Source organism: Bradyrhizobium sp. 21, from assembly GCF_023073335.1.
Lineage (GTDB): Bacteria > Pseudomonadota > Alphaproteobacteria > Rhizobiales > Xanthobacteraceae > Bradyrhizobium.
Window position 1 is genome coordinate 800,390 of the sequence record NZ_JADPJG010000002.1, and the last position, 17,268, is coordinate 817,657.

At 63.2% G+C, this 17,268-nt stretch carries 15 protein-coding genes and 1 pseudogene; 8 read left to right on the forward strand and 8 right to left on the reverse strand.

Features of this window, described 5'->3' with window-relative positions; translation table 11 throughout:
- The first annotated feature begins 146 nt into the window (after positions 1 to 146).
- The 4 genes and pseudogenes from IVB31_RS03590 to IVB31_RS03605 all read left to right on the forward strand — a co-directional run.
- On the forward strand, positions 147 to 584 hold the full coding sequence (locus tag IVB31_RS03590) for a VOC family protein (protein WP_247318589.1): 438 nt from the start codon (positions 147 to 149) through the stop codon (positions 582 to 584).
- Positions 585 to 712: 128 nt separating this feature from the next.
- The gene (locus IVB31_RS03595) at positions 713 to 1,855 is read left to right on the forward strand and encodes an Mrp/NBP35 family ATP-binding protein (protein WP_247318592.1); all 1,143 of its coding nucleotides are present in this window, start codon (positions 713 to 715) and stop codon (positions 1,853 to 1,855) included.
- Positions 1,856 to 2,062: 207 nt separating this feature from the next.
- A complete protein-coding gene (locus IVB31_RS03600; RefSeq protein WP_247318595.1) occupies positions 2,063 to 3,151 on the forward strand; it encodes a TRAP transporter substrate-binding protein in 1,089 nt (362 codons plus the stop codon).
- 404 nt (positions 3,152 to 3,555) lie between these two features.
- Positions 3,556 to 3,746, forward strand: a pseudogene (locus tag IVB31_RS03605) (hypothetical protein); the annotation flags it as partial.
- Positions 3,747 to 3,792: 46 nt separating this feature from the next.
- Here the strand turns inward: IVB31_RS03605 and IVB31_RS03610 are convergent.
- Both IVB31_RS03610 and IVB31_RS03615 read right to left on the reverse strand, forming a co-directional pair.
- Positions 3,793 to 4,794: a sensor histidine kinase gene (locus IVB31_RS03610; RefSeq protein ID WP_247318597.1), complete on the reverse strand. Its 1,002-nt coding sequence runs from the start codon at positions 4,792 to 4,794 to the stop codon at positions 3,793 to 3,795.
- Between the two features lie 387 nt (positions 4,795 to 5,181).
- The gene (locus IVB31_RS03615) at positions 5,182 to 6,240 is read right to left on the reverse strand and encodes an alpha/beta hydrolase (protein WP_247318601.1); all 1,059 of its coding nucleotides are present in this window, start codon (positions 6,238 to 6,240) and stop codon (positions 5,182 to 5,184) included.
- Between the two features lie 310 nt (positions 6,241 to 6,550).
- Here IVB31_RS03615 and IVB31_RS03620 point away from each other — a divergent pair, with 310 nt between their 5' ends.
- A complete protein-coding gene (locus tag IVB31_RS03620; protein ID WP_247318605.1) occupies positions 6,551 to 7,225 on the forward strand; it encodes a response regulator transcription factor in 675 nt (224 codons plus the stop codon).
- A 1-nt stretch (position 7,226) separates the two neighbouring features.
- Positions 7,227 to 8,621: an ATP-binding protein gene (locus IVB31_RS03625; RefSeq protein WP_247318606.1), complete on the forward strand. Its 1,395-nt coding sequence runs from the start codon at positions 7,227 to 7,229 to the stop codon at positions 8,619 to 8,621.
- Here IVB31_RS03625 and IVB31_RS03630 read toward each other — a convergent pair.
- The gene (locus IVB31_RS03630; protein ID WP_346730847.1) at positions 8,618 to 9,919 is read right to left on the reverse strand and encodes a M20/M25/M40 family metallo-hydrolase; all 1,302 of its coding nucleotides are present in this window, start codon (positions 9,917 to 9,919) and stop codon (positions 8,618 to 8,620) included. The genes IVB31_RS03625 and IVB31_RS03630 overlap by 4 nt on opposite strands.
- A 276-nt stretch (positions 9,920 to 10,195) precedes the next feature.
- Here IVB31_RS03630 and IVB31_RS03635 point away from each other — a divergent pair, with 276 nt between their 5' ends.
- A complete protein-coding gene (locus tag IVB31_RS03635; RefSeq protein WP_247318610.1) occupies positions 10,196 to 11,284 on the forward strand; it encodes a TRAP transporter substrate-binding protein in 1,089 nt (362 codons plus the stop codon).
- Between the two features lie 177 nt (positions 11,285 to 11,461).
- Here IVB31_RS03635 and IVB31_RS03640 read toward each other — a convergent pair whose 3' ends face one another.
- The 5 genes from IVB31_RS03640 to IVB31_RS03660 all read right to left on the reverse strand — a co-directional run bounded on the left by IVB31_RS03640 (position 11,462) and on the right by IVB31_RS03660 (position 16,389).
- Positions 11,462 to 13,117, reverse strand: a complete 1,656-nt coding sequence (locus tag IVB31_RS03640; RefSeq protein ID WP_247318612.1) for a TRAP transporter large permease subunit — start codon at positions 13,115 to 13,117, stop codon at positions 11,462 to 11,464.
- A 27-nt stretch (positions 13,118 to 13,144) separates the two neighbouring features.
- Positions 13,145 to 13,726: a TRAP transporter small permease subunit gene (locus IVB31_RS03645; RefSeq protein ID WP_247318614.1), complete on the reverse strand. Its 582-nt coding sequence runs from the start codon at positions 13,724 to 13,726 to the stop codon at positions 13,145 to 13,147.
- 169 nt (positions 13,727 to 13,895) lie between these two features.
- Positions 13,896 to 14,948 carry a GTP 3',8-cyclase MoaA gene (gene moaA / locus IVB31_RS03650; protein ID WP_247318615.1) on the reverse strand — a complete coding sequence of 351 codons (1,053 nt, stop codon included), beginning with the start codon at positions 14,946 to 14,948 and terminating at the stop codon, positions 13,896 to 13,898.
- A 120-nt stretch (positions 14,949 to 15,068) separates the two neighbouring features.
- On the reverse strand, positions 15,069 to 15,560 hold the full coding sequence (locus IVB31_RS03655; RefSeq protein ID WP_247318616.1) for a hypothetical protein: 492 nt from the start codon (positions 15,558 to 15,560) through the stop codon (positions 15,069 to 15,071).
- Positions 15,561 to 15,714: 154 nt separating this feature from the next.
- Positions 15,715 to 16,389 (reverse strand): HAD family hydrolase, encoded by a 675-nt coding sequence (locus IVB31_RS03660; RefSeq protein WP_247319417.1) that lies wholly within the window; start codon positions 16,387 to 16,389, stop codon positions 15,715 to 15,717.
- Between the two features lie 165 nt (positions 16,390 to 16,554).
- Here IVB31_RS03660 and rpiA point away from each other — a divergent pair, with 165 nt between their 5' ends.
- A complete protein-coding gene (rpiA, locus tag IVB31_RS03665; RefSeq protein WP_247318618.1) occupies positions 16,555 to 17,268 on the forward strand; it encodes a ribose-5-phosphate isomerase RpiA in 714 nt (237 codons plus the stop codon).

Here is a 17,268-nt window from a genome sequence, read left to right on the forward strand (position 1 = left end):
GACGCCCACCGGCGCCCTGAAAAGTTCCGCCATTGCGGCAGATCGCGCGCACCATAAACTCTTGAGGCCGGAGGGCAACGGCTTCGTTTGGTGCCCCCCTGTGCTAGGATGGCGGACCTAAGGATTCAAAAAAAGGGAGCGAAAGCATGGGCGGCGTAAGCGTGGGCGTGCTCGATCATTTCAACATCCGGACCCGGCATCTGGCCGAGACCGTTCGCTTCTACGAGGACGTGCTGGGCCTGGAAAAAGGCGCCCGGCCGAATTTCGCCTTCCCCGGCGCCTGGATGTACAGCGAGGGCAAGCCGGTGGTGCACCTCGTCGATATTTCGCCGACCGCGGAGCCACAAAAGCCGGATTCCGGCGTTGTCCACCACGTCGCCTTTGTCAGCCGCGGGTTCTATGGCATGAAGCAACGGCTGGCCTCGAAGGGGATGAAATTCGACTCCCGCCAGGTGCCCGGCGGCGACCTCTGGCAGATCTTCGTCCACGACCCCAACGGGGTCATGATCGAGCTGAATTACGAGGCAGCCCTGGAGCAGGGGGCCGCGCCGGCCGAGATGGCTGGCGATATCGGCAGGCAGTAGCCTTTTGGGCGTTTTCGCTCTAATGGGGCACATCAAGCCTTGAGCATGATCTTATCGGAAAACCGCTCCACACTTTGCGCTGGTGCGGCCCTCCGGGTCCGGATCACGCTTCGTTCAGGAGAAGCGCTTTGAGCGTGACGCAGCAACAGGTTCTCGACAGCCTCGCCAGGATCAAGTCGCCGCGCGGGGTCGCGCTCACCAATGCCAATGTGCTGAGTGCTATCAGCGCGTCGGACGGCAAGGTGTTCTTCTCGATCAATGTCGATGCGGCCGAGGCGCGGGCCTGGGAATCCGTCCGGGCCGAAGCCGAGGCTGCCGTGCGCGCCATGCCCGGGGTCACCACCGTGATGGTGGCGCTGACCGCCGAGCGCAAGGCGGGCGCAGCACCTCCGCCGTCGCCAACGCCGAGCCGTGGCACGCCAGGCGTGCAGCCGGTCCATGCTCACAAGCCGCCGCCGCAGGGTGGCGCCCAATCGCCGATGGCGCGGCAGTCCGAGATTCCCGGCGTCGCTGCCGTAATCGCGGTGGCCTCTGGCAAGGGCGGCGTCGGCAAGTCCACCACGGCACTCAATCTGGCGCTGGGCCTGCGCGACCTCGGCCTCAAGGTCGGGCTGCTCGATGCCGACATCTACGGCCCCTCGGTGCCGCGGCTGACGGGCCTGCACGAGAAGCCGGAGCTGAACGGCGAGCGCAAGATGATTCCGCTCCGGCGTTTCGGCCTCGCCATCATGTCGATCGGCTTCCTGGTGGAGGAAGAGACCGCGATGATCTGGCGCGGTCCCATGGTGATGTCGGCGGTGACGCAGATGCTGCGCGACGTCGAGTGGGGTGCGCTCGACGTGCTCGTTGTCGACATGCCGCCCGGCACGGGCGACGCCCAGCTCACGCTGGCGCAGAACGTGCCGCTGAAGGGCGCCGTGATCGTCTCGACCCCGCAGGATCTGTCCCTGATCGACGCAAGGCGGGGGCTTGCCATGTTCAAGAAGGTCAACGTGCCCGTGCTCGGCATCGTCGAGAACATGAGCTATTTCCAGTGCCCGCATTGCGGCACGAAATCGGATATTTTTGGCCATGGCGGCGCGCGCCACGAGGCCGAGAAGCTGGGGGTGCCGTTTCTGGGCGAGATCCCCCTGCACATGGCGATTCGCGCCACCTCGGATGCCGGCACGCCCGTGGTCGACAGCGAGCCCGACAGTCCCCACGCGGCGATCTACCGCGCCATTGCGGGACAGGTCCGGGATCAGCTCAAGGGCGTCATCGCCGCGGCCTGACCCGGCGCCTGCGTCCATTCGTCGGGGACATGCGACTTTCGTCGAGCCCCGTCATGCCAATGTCGCGTTCCGCAAGCGGGGCTTCCGTGTTAAACGCCCACGGCAGTCAAAGCCCCTTCGGCGCGACGCGAGCCAAACGCGTCGCCGGAACAAGCGGCGGTAATGAGGAAGTCTAGGGGAAACGCCCCAGCAAGGAGAGACCTGAAGATGAAGCGTCGTGATTTCTTGAAAGTGTCGGCAGCAGGCGCGGCGGCAACCGCAGTGGCCTCGCCAGCGATCGCGCAGTCCTCGCCCGAGATCAAGTGGCGGCTTACCTCGAGTTTCCCGAAGTCGCTTGACACGATTTATGGCGGCGCCGAGCAGATGGCGAAGTACGTCGCCGAGATGACTGACAACAAGTTCCAGATCCAGGTCTTCCAGGCCGGCGAAATCGTCCCCGGCCTGCAGGCGCTGGATGCGACGCAGAAGGGCACCGTCGAGATGTGCCACACCGTGTCGTACTACTACGTCGGTAAGGACCCGACCTTCGCCATCTTCGCCTCGGTGCCCTTCGGTCTCAACGCGCGCCAGCAGAATTCCTGGCTGTATCAGGGTGGCGGCAACGAACTCGCCAACGAGTTCTTCAAGAAGTCGAACGTGGTCGGCTTCCCCTGCGGCAACACCGGCACCCAGATGGGCGGTTGGTTCCGCAAGGAGATCAAGACGGTCGCCGATCTCTCCGGTCTCAAGATGCGCATCGGCGGCATCGCCGGCCAGGTCCTTCAGAAGGTCGGCGTGGTGCCGCAGCAGCTCGCCGGCGGCGACATCTACCCGTCGCTGGAAAAGGGCACCATCGACGCGGCCGAATGGGTCGGCCCCTACGACGACGAGAAGCTCGGCTTCGCCAAGGTCGCCAAGTACTACTACTATCCAGGCTTCTGGGAGGGCGGCCCAACCGTTCACGCCTTCGCCAACATCGACAAGTGGAACGAGCTGCCGAAGAACTACCAGGCGATCCTCACCAACGCGACCGTCAACACCAACACCTGGATGGCCGCGCGCTACGATATGGTGAACCCCGGCGCCTTGAAGCGTCTGGTCGCCGGCGGCACGCAGCTTCGCCCGTTCACCAATGAGGTCCTGGAAGCCTGTCTCAAGGCGACCAACGAATTGTGGGGCGAGATCTCGGCCAAGAATCCCGACTTCAAGAAGTCGATCGACGCCATGCAGGCCTACCGCTCCGACCAATATCTGTGGTGGCAGGTCGCCGAATACACCTACGACAGCTTCATGATCCGCTCGCGCACCCGCGGCTGATCTTCGAAGTGGTCGCAAGACGACATGCCCGGTCTCGTTCGCGAGGCCGGGCCTTTTCTTTGGAACGACGCGATCGGGATAGGCGAGGCGGAAGCCGCCAGCGGCGTGTCGCCGCGGTATGGGCGGGGTGTCCAACAAAAAATGCGAAAAACAACCCCATGCACAGTAGACGAGGGGTGAGAGGACAAGGCGCTGCAAGTGCCGCCAACAGATTGATGCGATGGAGTTAATTGGCAGGCCGACCCGAGCATTGCGCGGTCGATGGCAACTTCGAATCTTGGCGGCCAAAGCGGGCAGGCGCGAGTGCATCAGCGCGGCCGTTTGACTCGTCGGGCAAAACAGTGGCAGAAAGGCATTATCGCATAATCCGAATTAGCGCCTCGGTGGCGAGCTTGGGATTGACGATGGGCTTCGATCCCGATGAGGTTCAAAGCGCGCTGCGCAAGGTCTGGTCGTTGGCAACCGCCAGGCAATGGACGGCGAGCATCCGGCGGCAGGACAATGCAACGTCACCTCGCTATTGATTCACGAGCTCTTCGGCGGCGACTTGCTGAAGACGCCGCTTCCGGCCGGCGACCATTTTTACAATCGCATCAATCGCAGACGGGGGGCAGGAGTGGGTGCGGGAAATCAGCTAAACATCAATTCGCAAGACGGTCTTTGCTCATGCGCAGGATGACCACCACACCCTCTTCCGACCAGTCAAAAGTTATAGTGCCGCCAAGCTGGGCGGCCATACTTCGGTGCATCAACTGGCTTCCAAAGCCTTCGAGCTTGGTTGGAGCGACAACAGGAGGACCGCCCCGCTCCGTCCACTTGACCACGACCTCGTCCTCGTGGGCGTTGCACGATACATCCAGGGTGCCACTTGAAAGCGACAGCGCACCGTATTTCGCGGAGTTGGTTGCCAGTTCATGCATCACCAGGGCAAGTGCTGTGCTGGAAGCCTCTCCCACTTTCATCTTGGGGACCGAGACACGAATTCGAACGCTGGCTCCTTCCTCATCGTACGGCGCAAGCAGAACGGAGATGAGGTCTCCAAGAAGCGTCCCCTCTCTATTTCGTCCAGGTACCGGGCGAACAAGGTCCTGAGCGCGTCCCAGAGCGATCAGGCGACTGGTCAGTTCCTGGGCCATATCTTCTTTTGATGCTGCCGAGCGTGAGCTCATGTGGGTCAGCGCCGTTGCGACGGTCAGAAGGTTTTTCAGCCGGTGGCTCATCTCGCCCGCCAGTAGCTCGTTGGCTTCCTCAGCTTGCTTGCGTTGGGTTACGTCCAGGAAAATACCGAACATTGTTCGATCCGCGATGTCGGCATCGTCGCCTTGGCCCCGAGCGGAAATCCAACGGATATCGCTGCCGGTTAGAATACGAAAATCTATCTCGTAAGAGCCGACGACCGCGCGAGTAGCTGCAAATGCCGATCTCACCCTCTCGAGATCCGCTGGGTGGATGTTTTTGGACAGTATCTCGAAGGTAATTTTCTGCTCGCCCTTGGGCACCTCCCAAAGGTCGTATGCGGGTTCATCCATGGTGATGGCGTCGGTATCAACGTTCCAGGACCATAAAGCGACACCGGCGGCGCGAGTGGCAGCCCGGAGGTGCTTTTCGTGCCACAAGGGTATCGTCACCTGGCTAGGAGACATTGCGCTTTGCTTTCCCGCTTATCCGACCTCATCAGCACCTCTGCCGACGGGGGATCGACAGATACCATACCTGGTCGAAAAGGTCTCTGCTCGATCGAAAGGGCGGGTTGTAGTGTGGTCGCACGCCCGAGTCGGCTCAGAAGCGATCCTCGGCAAACGAGCCATGAGGTTCGTCGACGGCCATAAGCGCCGTTGTTGTGCAACGACTATGCATTGCTCGGCGAACCATCATCTGGCAATTTTGAGGTGAGCTCGATTTTGAGCGTATCGACGAACTGGTAAGGCAGCATCATTGGACGAGGGCGCTACGCCGGGTCATCGTCCTTGAAGTACTCGGCGTCTTCTTCGGAAATTGCGTTCCGCCGCTTGCTCGCCAACAATCTGCTCTCAGGCGCCTGAGGTCTCTCGGGGCTGTTGTACGCCTGGGCCCTCCCTTCCATGAGTCAACACGGCCTCGGCAGCAGCTTCGTCGATGGCCGCCATCACGTCAGCGGTTGCGGAATGATGAATCATGTGTCCCGCTCCGTCGATCCGGCGCAATTTGCTCTGCTTGAGCTCGCCATGCAGCCTGACCGACTGCTTGATATCGATCAGACGGTCGTCCTGGCCCGCGATAATGATCGTGGGCATCTTGAGTTCTGCATAAGTCTTCGAACCTGAGACCGCGGCGGGGATCAACAACGTCGCTTCGGCCGCCGCGGCCCGCATCTGCGATGGGCGGAGCGCCATTTCTTTCGGAAAGCCTGCGAACTTGTTCGGGACCGGCCGAGGGCCAAACAGCTTGCGCAACATCGCTGGCCACATCATTCGAGCGGCCAGCGGCGAGATCGTCGAGCTGATGATGTCCCCGACCATCGGTAGGGCAGACAGCACCGACGCCGCGCTGTCCGAGCGGGGAGTCGCGAAATAATAACCTGAGGCCAGCACGAGAGCCTGCACGAGCGCACGATGTCTTGTCGCCAGCGCAACCGCAACCGACGCTCCCCACGAATGACCAAGGACAATCGCTTGAGAGACGCCCAATTGATCGAGCGCCTTCTTGAACAGGTCCGCTTGGGCATCCGGGGTCCAGACGACGTGCCTCGGCCGCGAGCTATGGCCAAAACCGGGACGATCGAACACGATGACCCTGTAGTTCTCGGCTGCGAGATCGATCAATCCACTCGAGTCGAAATCCTGGACCATGCTGCCATTGCCGTGGAACAAAACCAGCGGCGTGCCCGTGCCACGTTCGAGATAGTGCAGGCGGACCCCCTCGATGTCGATGAACCGCCCCTGCGGAGGATTATCGCGCTGCGCTTTGTTCGCGAGTCCCCGGTTTATGATTGCGGTAGCCGCAACGAAGGTACCTGCGGCAGCAAACGCGGCGGCGCCCGGATGTCGCGTGATGGCGGTCAGGGAGTTGGATAGAAGGGAGCTGGAACGTGTTCGTCGTGCAAGGCGCATGTGCATTACCTCAGGTGGTCTGCACGACGCCCCATCAGATGAGAAATGTTGCAGCTGGGTTAAACGGTTCGCCGGGGTGTTCGTTCCTCGGCGAGGTCGATGCGTGCCGGCGGCGGGGTGCAAGGAGGCAAACTTCCGCGCCATACGCGACCTCATCCGCAGGTGCCTGATTGCCTTACAGGAACCTGACGGAGGCGAGCGGCAGGGGCCGCCGCAGCTTTTTCGCTGGCCGTCCGGCCTCGGATGGTGGAAGACAGCGAAGATGCGGCGCGAGCCGTGCGGTGAAACCGGCCTATCCGGCGGACATGCGATGCGCCTTCTGATCGTCGAGGACAATGCCGAGCTGTCGCGGCTGGTGGCCGGCGGGCTGTCGGCGGCGGGCTACGAGAGCGACATCGTGGGCAGCGTGGCCGAGGCGCGCGAGGCGGTGAGCAGCGTCAGCTATGCCGCGATGATCCTCGACCTCGGTCTGCCCGACGGCGACGGGCTGTCGGTGCTGCGGGAGTTGCGCCGGCAGATGGAGCCGCTGCCGGTGCTGGTGCTGACCGCGCGCGGCGGCTTGCAGGACCGCGTCAGTGGCCTGCGCAGCGGCGCCGACGACTATCTCGCAAAGCCGTTCGCGATGGAGGAGCTGGTGGCGCGGCTGGAGGCGATCCTGCGCCGGCCGGGCCAGTTGCTCGGCCGCTCGCTGCGCCTTGCCAACCTCGTCTACGACACCGAGAGTCGCCAGATCTTCGTCGACGACCAGCCGCGCATCATCTCTGCGCGCGAGACCTCGGTGCTGGAGATCTTGCTGCGCCGGCAGGGGCGGGTGGTGCCGAAGAAGAACGTCGAGGATCACATCTTCGGCCTCGACGGCGAGGTCGCCTCAAATGCGGTCGAGGTCTACGTCTCGCGGCTGCGCAAGCAGCTCACCGAGCACGGCGCAAAAGTCGTGATCCACACCATTCGCGGCGTCGGCTATCTCATGGCCGAGGAGAAGTAAGGTGGCGCAGGTCGGAACTCGCGCCCGCTTCTATGCGAGATCGCCGACCTTCAAATCGTTGATCTGGCGCATCGTGTTCCTGCACATCGTGGCGATCGCGGTGGTCGCGATCTTCCTGCCGCTGGTCCTGTTCTGGCTGCTCAATTCCGAGATCGACCAGCTGCACCGCGACGCCATGCGCGCGCAGGCCGAGGTGCTCGCCGAGCGCATCGTCGCCCAGCCCGACGGCCTGTTGACGTTCAACCTGCCCGACAGCCTCAGGGGCCTCTATTCAGAAGCCTATGGCCGCTACCAGTACGACATTCGTGATGCGGAGGGTCATCTGCTGTTCTCGTCGCGCCACAAGACGGGCACGGCCACAGCCGCGCCGCCACTTTCCGAGACGATCTCCGGCGCCGGCGTCACCCGCACCGTTGACGGCAAGGTGATACGCATTCGCGTCGCGGAAGACCTCGCGCACCGCGACGTCATCATCGACGACATCGTGTCGAATTTCTTCCGGCGAGTGGGATGGACCACCATTCCGATCCTGCTGATCCTGCTCGCCACCGACATCATCATCTTCCGCCGCGCGATCGCGCCGCTGTGGAAGGCCTCGGAAGAGGCGAGCAATATCGGGCCGGCGCGCACCGACATCCGCCTGCCGACCGAGCAGATCCCGCGCGAGATCATGCCGCTCGTCACCGCCGTCAACCACGCGCTCGATCGTCTCGAGGACGGCTTTCGCGTGCAGCGGCAGTTCACGGCCGATGCCGCGCATCAATTGCGCACTCCGCTCGCGATCCTGCGCACGCGCGTCGAGACGCTTCACGACGGCGCCGCGAGGAAGGCGCTGGATGCCGACATCGAAGCCATGAGCCGCATCGTCGCCCAGCTGCTGGAGATCGCCGAGCTCGACACGCTGGTGCTCGATCCCGGCGAGACCGCCGATTTACGCGCCGTCTGCGCCGAAGTGGTCGGCGCGATCGCACCGTTCGCGATCGCGCAGCACAAGGACGTTGCCCTCAAGGGCACTGACGCGCCGGTGCTGATCCACGGCAATTCCGAGATGCTCCAGCGTGCGATCTTCAACCTCGCCGAAAACGCCATCAAGTTCACGGCACGGGATACCTGCGTCGATATCGAGGTCAGCGAGGACGGTGCCGTGCGGGTGCGCGATTGCGGCCCGGGCATCGCGGAAGCGGAGCGCGAATTGATCTTTCAGCGCTTCTGGCGCGCCGACCGCCAGCGCAGCGACGGTGCGGGCCTGGGCTTGTCGATCGTGCGCGGGGTGGCCGACGATCATGATGCGACGGTTGCCGTGGAGAACCTCCCCGGTGGCGGCGCGGAGTTTACGCTGCGGTTCAGGCAGGTTGCTTCACGCTCCCACAAGGGAGACGGGGAAAGCGACAGCTAGTTCAGCTTGCCGGTGGACAAATCCATGATCATGCGCGTGGTCAAATAAAGCCGCGGCACGATGCTGTTGAGCTGCACATATTCGGCATCGTTGGAATGCGCGCCGAAGCCCGACAGGCCCATGCCTTCCACCACGGCCCCGTTGGTCTTGAGCGCGGCGAACGCGGCGTCGGTGCCGCCGCCGGTCGCCTTCTCGTCGACTTTGAGGGGCAGTCCAAGCTCCTGATAAATGGTCTTGCCGTATGCCGCCACGCGGCGTGAGGCGTCGTTGGCCTCCAGCGGCGGACGGCGCACCTCGAATTTCAGCGCGACCCTGGAGTCGGGCAGCAGGTGATTCTTGATCTTCTCCTGAAGCGTCTTCTCCAGCTCGTTGAAATCGGCGACCTTTAGCGCGCGCGCGTCGGCCTGGGCGGTAGCCTCGGCGGGGATCACGTTACGGTTGGTGCCGGCCTGGGAGACCGTCCAGTTCAGTTTCAGGCCCTGCTCCGGTTTAGACAAGTCCTTCATCTGCAGCACCTGGTGCGAGAGTTCGTAAAGCGCGTTGACGCCACCCTCGGGTCGTGAACCTGCATGCGAGGACTTGCCCTGCACCGTGAGATAGGCCGAGCCGATGCCGCTGGTGGCCAGCCGCAGCGTGCCGTCGGTACCACCGCCTTCAAACGAGAACACCACATCCTGATCCGAGGCGAACCTGGTGATGGTGCTGCGCCAGCCCGGCGAGGAAATCTCCTCGTCGCCATTGGTGAGCACCGTCAGCGTGCCGTAATCCCTGAAGCTCAGCTTCTGCAGCAACGCCACAGTATGGAGAATGAGCGCGACGCCCTGCTTGTCGTCGGCAATGCCAAGGCCGTAGGCCTTGTCGTCGTCGATACGGAACGGTTGATCCTTCAGCATGCCCTTCAGGTACACCGTGTCCATGTGGGCGATCAGCATGATCTTCTTGCTGCCTGTACCCTTGAACACGGCGTGTACGGCCGGGCCGATCTTCTCGGGTGTGTCGTCGAGGCGATAGACGTCGGTGGGTTGCAGGATCTCCACTGCGCCGCCGAGCTGCTTGAGCTGGCCGGCTACGCGCTCGGCGATCTGGTTCAAGCCTTCGACATCCTTGCTGCCGGATTCGATGCTGACGAGATCGCGCAGCGTATCGAGTAGCGGCTGCTGCTCCTTTTGCGCCAGCTCATGGATGTCGGCCATGACCTTCGCACCGGGCTCCGCATGCGCCGTGATTGCAGCACTTGCCAGCCATAGCGACGCGATCAACGGAGCAACGAGCGATGGAGCAGGGTGCGGTCGAGACATGCGTGGCGGCCCTAGGTTGGGGGATGGCGCGGTATGCCCGTGTTTCCGGCGCTTGTCACGTGCCCGGCGCAGCCGTCATGCCCCGCCGAGGCGAACGTGGCGTGGAGGGCCAGCGCCGGTCGCCTAAGCCTAAAGTCGTAGGACCGGATGGCGCGGGAGCTGGGCATTTTTGTCCCTCACGTCGTGAGGGATGGAAATCGGACGACACATGTTCCATGCTGGCCTCCAAGCCTCGGCAAGAAGGCCCACCGTCACAATCCATCAGGGTAGGAAATCATGAAAAGACGAGATTTCATCAAGGTCACCGGGCTTGGTGCGGCGGGTGTCGCCACGCTCGCCGCTCCAGCGATCGCGCAGACGACGCCCGAGATCAAATGGCGCATGCCGACCAGCTGGCCGAAATCACTCGATACGCTCTATGGCGGCGCCGAGATGATGGCCAAGATGGTCGCGGAAGCGACCGACAACAAATTCCAGATTCAGACATTTGCCGGCGGCGAGATCGTGCCGGGCCTTCAGGTGCTCGATGCCGTGCAGAACGGCACCTGCGAAATCGGCCACACCGCGTCCTACTATTATTTTGGCAAGGACCCGACCTTCACCTTCGGATCGTCGGTGCCGTTCGGACCGAACATGCGCATCAACCAGGCCTGGTACACACTGGGCGGCGGCAGGGAGATTCTCAACGAGTTCTACAAGAAGTACAACGTCGTCTCGCTGCTTGCCGGCAACACCGGCTGTCAGATGGGTGGCTGGTTCCGCAAGGAGGTCAAGACGCCTCAGGACTTCAGCGGGCTGAAATTCCGCATCGGCGGCTTCGCCGGAAAGGTGATGGCCAAGCTCGGCGCGGTGCCGCAGCAGATCGCCGGAGGCGACATCTATCCGGCGCTGGAGAAGGGCACCATCGACGCTGCCGAATGGGTTGGACCGTATGACGACGAGAAGCTCGGCTTCGTCAAGGTCGCGCCGCATTATTACTTCCCGGGCTGGTGGGAAGGGGGGCCGATGCTTCTCGCCTTCGTCAACCAGGACAAGTGGAATGCGCTGCCGAAGCACTATCAGAGCATCCTCGAGCAGGCGGGGCACTACGCCAACAACTGGATGATGGCGAAGTACGACCAGTCCAATCCTCCGGCGTTGCGGCGCCTGCTCGCCGCCGGCGCCAAGCTGCATCCGTTCTCGCCCGAGGTCATGCAGGCCTGCTTCAAGGCGTCAAAGGAGCTGCACAACGAAGTCTCGGCCACCAACCCGGACTTCAAGAAGGTCTACGAATCGTTGACCGCGTTCTCGAACAATGGCTATCAGTGGTTCCAGGTCGCCGAAGTGGGCTATGACAACTTCATGGCGCGCAATTCGCAGAGCTGATCGCCGGGAGCGATCCGCCTAAACGAAAAAAACCCGGAGCGAAAGCTCCGGGTTTTCTTTTTTGCGGAGGGCCGGGCGCTAGAGCTTCGGCTCTGATTGAATCAGAACCGAAGCCCCAGATTCTTGTTTGACGCGTTTTCTTCACGCGAAACGGTACCCACTTCGCTCGAAAACGCTCTATTGCTTCGGCTGGCCGAAGTCGAGCGGCGGCAGATCGATCTGGGGAATGTCGATCTTGATGCTGTTGGGATCGACTGTGGACTGCACGCCCTTGTAGTGCATCACCATCGACGGGAACGTGATCACCAGCAGCACCATGATGAGCTGGATGACGACGAACGGCACCGCGCCCCAATAGATCTGTCCCGTCGTGACCGGCTCCATGCGCTTGCCGGTGACGCGATCGGTATAACGTTCCTTTGGCGCGACCGAGCGCAAATAGAACAGCGCAAATCCGAACGGCGGGTGCATGAACGACGTCTGCATGTTGACGCCGAGAATGACGCCGAACCAGATCAGGTCGATACCGAGATGCTCCGCCGCGGGCCCGAGCAGCGGGATCACGATGAAGGCGAGCTCGAAGAAGTCGAGGAAGAACGCCAGCACGAACACGAACGCGTTGACGAAGATCAGGAAGCCAACCTGGCCGCCGGGCAGCGAGGTCAGCAGGTGCTCGACCCAGACGTGGCCACTGACGCCGTAGAAGGTGAGCGAGAATACGCGTGCCCCGACCAGGATGAAGACGACGAAGGCGGAGAGCTTTGCCGTCGATTCGACCGCCTGACGAACGAGGTCCCAAGTCAGCCGACGTTTCATGGCACCGAGAATGAGGGCGCCGGCTGCGCCCATCGCACCGCCTTCGGTGGGCGTCGCGACACCGATGAAGATCGTGCCCAGCACCAGGAAGATCAGAAACAGCGGCGGCACCATCACGAAGGTGGTCTGTTGCGCCATCTTCGAGAGGAAACGGAAGCCCGTGAGCTTGTCGATGGCCCAGTTCGCGATCGCGACGAAGAACGCGAAGAGGATGCCGAAGAACATGCTGAGCACGACGAAGTCGGCGCCGTGGGTCTCCGAATTCCGCATCATGAACCAGCCGAACACACAGCTCGCCAGGAACAGGACGCCGAGCGACCTCAGGCCGCGGTCGCCGCTCTCCTCGCGGAAGCCGATGGCTTCCTTCGGCAGGCCCGGGGCAGCGTTCGGGAAAATCAGGGTCACGAGAAAAGCGTATCCCGCATAGAGGCCCGCGAGCACGAGACCCGGAATGAACGCGCCCTCGTACATGTCGCCGACCGACTTGCCGAGCTGGTCGGCCATGACGATCAGGACGAGCGAGGGCGGAATGATCTGCGCCAGCGTGCCGGAGGCCGCGATGATGCCGGTCGCCACGCGGCGGTCATAGCCGTAGCGCAGCATGATCGGCAGCGAGATCAGGCCCATCGAGATCACCGAGGCCGCCACGACGCCGGTCGTCGCCGCAAGCAGGGCGCCGACGAACACCACCGCGTAGGCGAGGCCGCCGCGGATCGTGCCGAACAACTGGCCGATGGTGTCGAGCAGATCCTCGGCCATGCCGGAGCGCTCGAGCACCAGCCCCATGAAGGTGAAGAAGGGAATGGCGAGCAGCGTGTCGTTGTTCATCACGCCGTAGACGCGCTCGGGCAGCGCCTGGAGAAAGTCCGGGTGGAATTGTCCGAGCTCGACGCCGATGATGGCGAAGAACAGGCCGACGGCGCCGAGCGAAAATGCCGCCGGGTAGCCGAGCAGCAGCACGACGACGAGCGTCGCGAACATGATGGGCGCCAGATTGGCGATAATAAACGCGGTCATGACTTCCCCCTAAACCGTCGCCAACGGCTACTTCTTTTCGATCGCTTCGACGAGGTGCTCGACCTCGGCCTCCAGTGCGGACACCTGCGACTCGTGTGGGTCCGGGATCATGCCGCGCATGATCGCGATTCGCTTGATCAGCTCGGAGATGCCTTGAACGAGCAGGAGGGCGAAGCCGATCATGATCAGCGACTTGGCCGGCCATTGCGGCAGGCCGCCCGCATTGCCGGATTGCTCGTTGATCTGGAGTGAGCGCAGGAAGAACGGTACCCCGGTGACGATCATGACAACGGTCAGCGGGATCAGGAAGAAGAGGTGCCCGATGATGTCGATGATGTTGCGAACCCGCTTCGGCATCATGCTGTTGAAGATGTCGATCCGGATGTGCTCGTTGTCGAGCAGCGTCCAGGACGCGCACAGCAGGAACACGATGCTGAAAAGCACCCATTGCAGCTCGAGCCACGAGTTGGAGGACGTGTCCAACGTCTTTCGAACGATCGCATTCAGCGCCGAGATGATCACTGCGAGCAGGATCAGCCAAGCCAGACGCTTGCCCGTCCAACGTGTGAACGCGTCAATTCCATTGCTCAGCTTCAGGAGCGCTTGCAAGATTGGTCCTCCCCGATTTGCCCCGGCCGTCTTGACTGCGCCGAGTGGCGCGTTGGCTTGTCTCGCCGCGCAGGCATGAGGCAGCCGCACCAAACCAGCGAGTTTGGCGGCAGTCAATCGGAAGTTTGTTGATAGTTAAGGGGAATAAGCCGCGGCCGGCCAGCCGATGCTAGCCGCCGGTGACGCTCATGTGCCGGGAGACGCTGGGGCGGTCATGCCGGCGGTCGATGATGAAATCGTGGCCCTTGGGCTTCAGCCCGATGGCCCGGTCGATCGCATCCGCAAGCAGCATATCGTCATCAGATGCACGCAGAGGTTTGCGCAAATCAGAGGCGTCCTCGTGGCCGAGGCAGGTGTGCAGCGTTCCCGTGCAGGTGACGCGCACCCGGTTGCAGGATTCGCAGAAATTATGGGTCATCGGCGTGATGAAGCCGAGCTTGCCGCCGGTTTCGGCGATGCTGACATAGCGCGCCGGCCCGCCGGTGCTCTCGGCCAGATCCGTCAACGTGAATTGCTGGGCGAGCCGCGCGCGCACCAGCGACAGCGGCAGATACTGGTCGATGCGGCCCGATCCGATCTCGCCCATTGGCATGACCTCGATCAGCGTCAGCCCCATGCCCTTGCCGTGGGCCCAGCGCATCAGCTCAGGCAGCTCGTCCTCGTTGAGGTTCTTCAGCGCCACGGCGTTGATCTTCACGGCAAGCCCTGCGGCGCGCGCTGCTTCGATGCCTTCCAAGACCTTGTCGATCTCGCCCCAGCGGGTGATCTCGCGAAACTTTTGCGGGTCGAGCGTGTCGAGCGAAACGTTGATGCGGCGGACGCCGCAATCGGCAAGCTCGCTTGCATGTTTCGCAAGCTGGGTGCCGTTGGTCGTCAGCGTCAGCTCGTTCAGCGCGCCGCTCTTGAGATGCCGCGACAGCGAGCGCACCAGCGTCATGACGTTGCGGCGGACCAGCGGCTCGCCGCCGGTGAGCCGCAGCTTCTTCACGCCCTTGGCAATGAAGGCCGAGCAGAGCCGGTCGAGCTCCTCCAGCGTCAGCAGATCCGCCTTGGGCAGGAACGTCATGTCTTCCGACATGCAGTAGAAGCAGCGCAGGTCGCAGCGGTCGGTGACGGACACGCGCAAATACGAGATGGTCCGCCCGAACGGATCGGTCATCGCGCTCGACAGCGGGTCGCGGGGGCGCGCCTGGGCGAGGGGGCTCGCGGAAAGTCCGTTCATACGAGAGGCCTTGTCACTGACGGCGACGGGTGCACCTTTGCTTCAGCGGTGCTCTGAAAGCAATCTAAGCATCGGATGGGGCAAGGACAATCGGGTGCGTTACATAGGTCGGCGCTTGGATCAGCGCTTGCCTGCGTTCGGATCGGGAAACGGCGAGCCCGCGGCCGGTGCGGCGGCGGCCGGCGCTTCGGCAGCTGGTTTCGGCTTCTTCGGGCGGTGCGGCTTGCGGACCGGTTTTGGCGGGGTGGCCGGCTGGAGCTCCGCGAAAACCGGATTCGGGTCGGTCGTGACCGAGGCGGGTGTGGTGAAATCGCCGGGGTTCCTGATCACGTTCACCGGGACGCTTGCCGGCTGGTGCCTGGGCAGGGCGAAAGCGACTGTGAAGGGGGCGTCTGGGGCAGGAACCGAGACCGAGCAGGGGGTCTTGCAGCCCGGGCCTAGCGAGGTCGCGGCGTCCGCGCCCGGCGGATTGGATTCGAGCCTGACCTGGACGGTCGGCGGCGCCGATTTGAACATGTCCCAGGACATCGAAGACGTCGAGGAGCAGCCACCAAGGCTTGTTGTTCCCAGGAGGCTCACCCCCGCTAACGCAATCGCGATGACACGACGCATGACCATCCACTTCTACTGCGACGAACCGCCACATCCCCCGCCCGGACCATAGGAGTGTCGTTTGGGGCAGGCAACCGGCGCACAGCGCATAGATAATAGATGGTTAACGCAGGGTTCCGCGAAATAGCCTAGCTAAGTCAGTGGTTTGTGAGCGCTAAGCCGTCATCAGGCTGTGGGCTGCGGCAGGCAGCTCGCGCATATGATGGATCAGCCGGTCCGGCTTCAGCTCGGCGATAGGGACGTCCGTATATCCGAAGCTGACCCCGATCACGGGAACTCCGGCGCGCCGCGCCACGCCGACATCGGGTCCGGCGTCGCCGACCATGATGCTGGCTTTGACCTCTCCGCCGGCGCGCGCCACGGTTTCGCGGAAAATGGTCGGATCCGGCTTCTGGACGCCAAAAGTGTCGGCGCCGCAGATCGCCGCGAACCGCCGGCTGAGGTCGAGCTGGTCCAGGAGCCGCTTCGACAGCCATTCCAGCTTGTTGGTGCAGACCGCGAGGCGATGGCCCTGGGCCGCAAAATGGTCGAGCGCGGCCTCCAACCCCTCGAAAGGCCGGGATTCGACGGCGATATGGTCGGCATAATAGGCGATGAAATCGGCCGTCATCCGGTCCATGTCCGCCGGCGTCACACTGCGGCCCTCGGCCTCCAGCCCCCGCTCGATCAGCTTGCGGGCGCCGGCGCCGATCATGTTGCGGGCCGAGGCCATCGGCACGGGCGGCAGCCCTTCGCGGTCGAGCACGTAATTGAGCGCGGTGATCAGGTCGGGCGCCGTATCCACAAGGGTGCCGTCGAGATCGAAGACGATGGTGTGAGGGGAGGTCAGTTTGGAGGAGGTCATGGTCCAAGCGCTACCGGCCCGGCCGTACTGGCGCAAGGGGCGGCCCCATAAGATCCGCTTATAGGCCTGTTCCAGCCGGAAAAACGAGGCTACATAGGCCGCCGCAAGCGGCTATATCGGCGGCACTTTCGATTCAGAGGCGGGCGCATCGTGAACATGGACCAGTTGAAGCGGCAGGCTGCGGCGCGCGCCCTCGATGACGTCCGTGACGGCATGCAGCTCGGGCTCGGCACCGGTTCGACCGCGAAACATTTCGTCGAGCTGCTCGGCGAGCGCGTGCAGGCCGGGCTCAAGGTGATCGGCGTGCCGACCTCCGAGGCGACACGCCTCGATGCGATACGCTGCGGCGTGCCGCTGACCACGCTCGACGAGATCGACCATCTCGACCTCACGGTCGATGGCGCCGACGAGATCGATCCCGAGTTCAATCTGATCAAGGGCGGCGGCGGCGCGCTGCTGCGCGAGAAGATCGTCGCCGCTGCCTCGGATCGCATGATCGTGATTGCCGACGACTCCAAATGGGTGCCGACGCTCGGCAAGTTTCCGTTGCCGGTCGAGGTCATCCCGTTCGGGCTTGGCGCGACGCGCCGCGCGATCGAGAAGGCATTTGCGCAATGCGGTGTTTCCGGGCAGATGGCGGTCCGCAACGCCAAAGAAGGCCACGTTTTCGTCACCGATGGCGGCCACTGGATCCTCGATGCCCAGCTCGGCCGTATTGTGGATCCGCCGCGCCTTGCCAAGGCGTTGAACGCGATCCCCGGCGTCGTCGAGCATGGGTTGTTTATCGGCTTGGCCAGCTCGGCTGTTTTGGCGGGTGGCGAGGGAATTCGCGTGATTGAACGGCGAAAGCCGAAAGGAGACTAG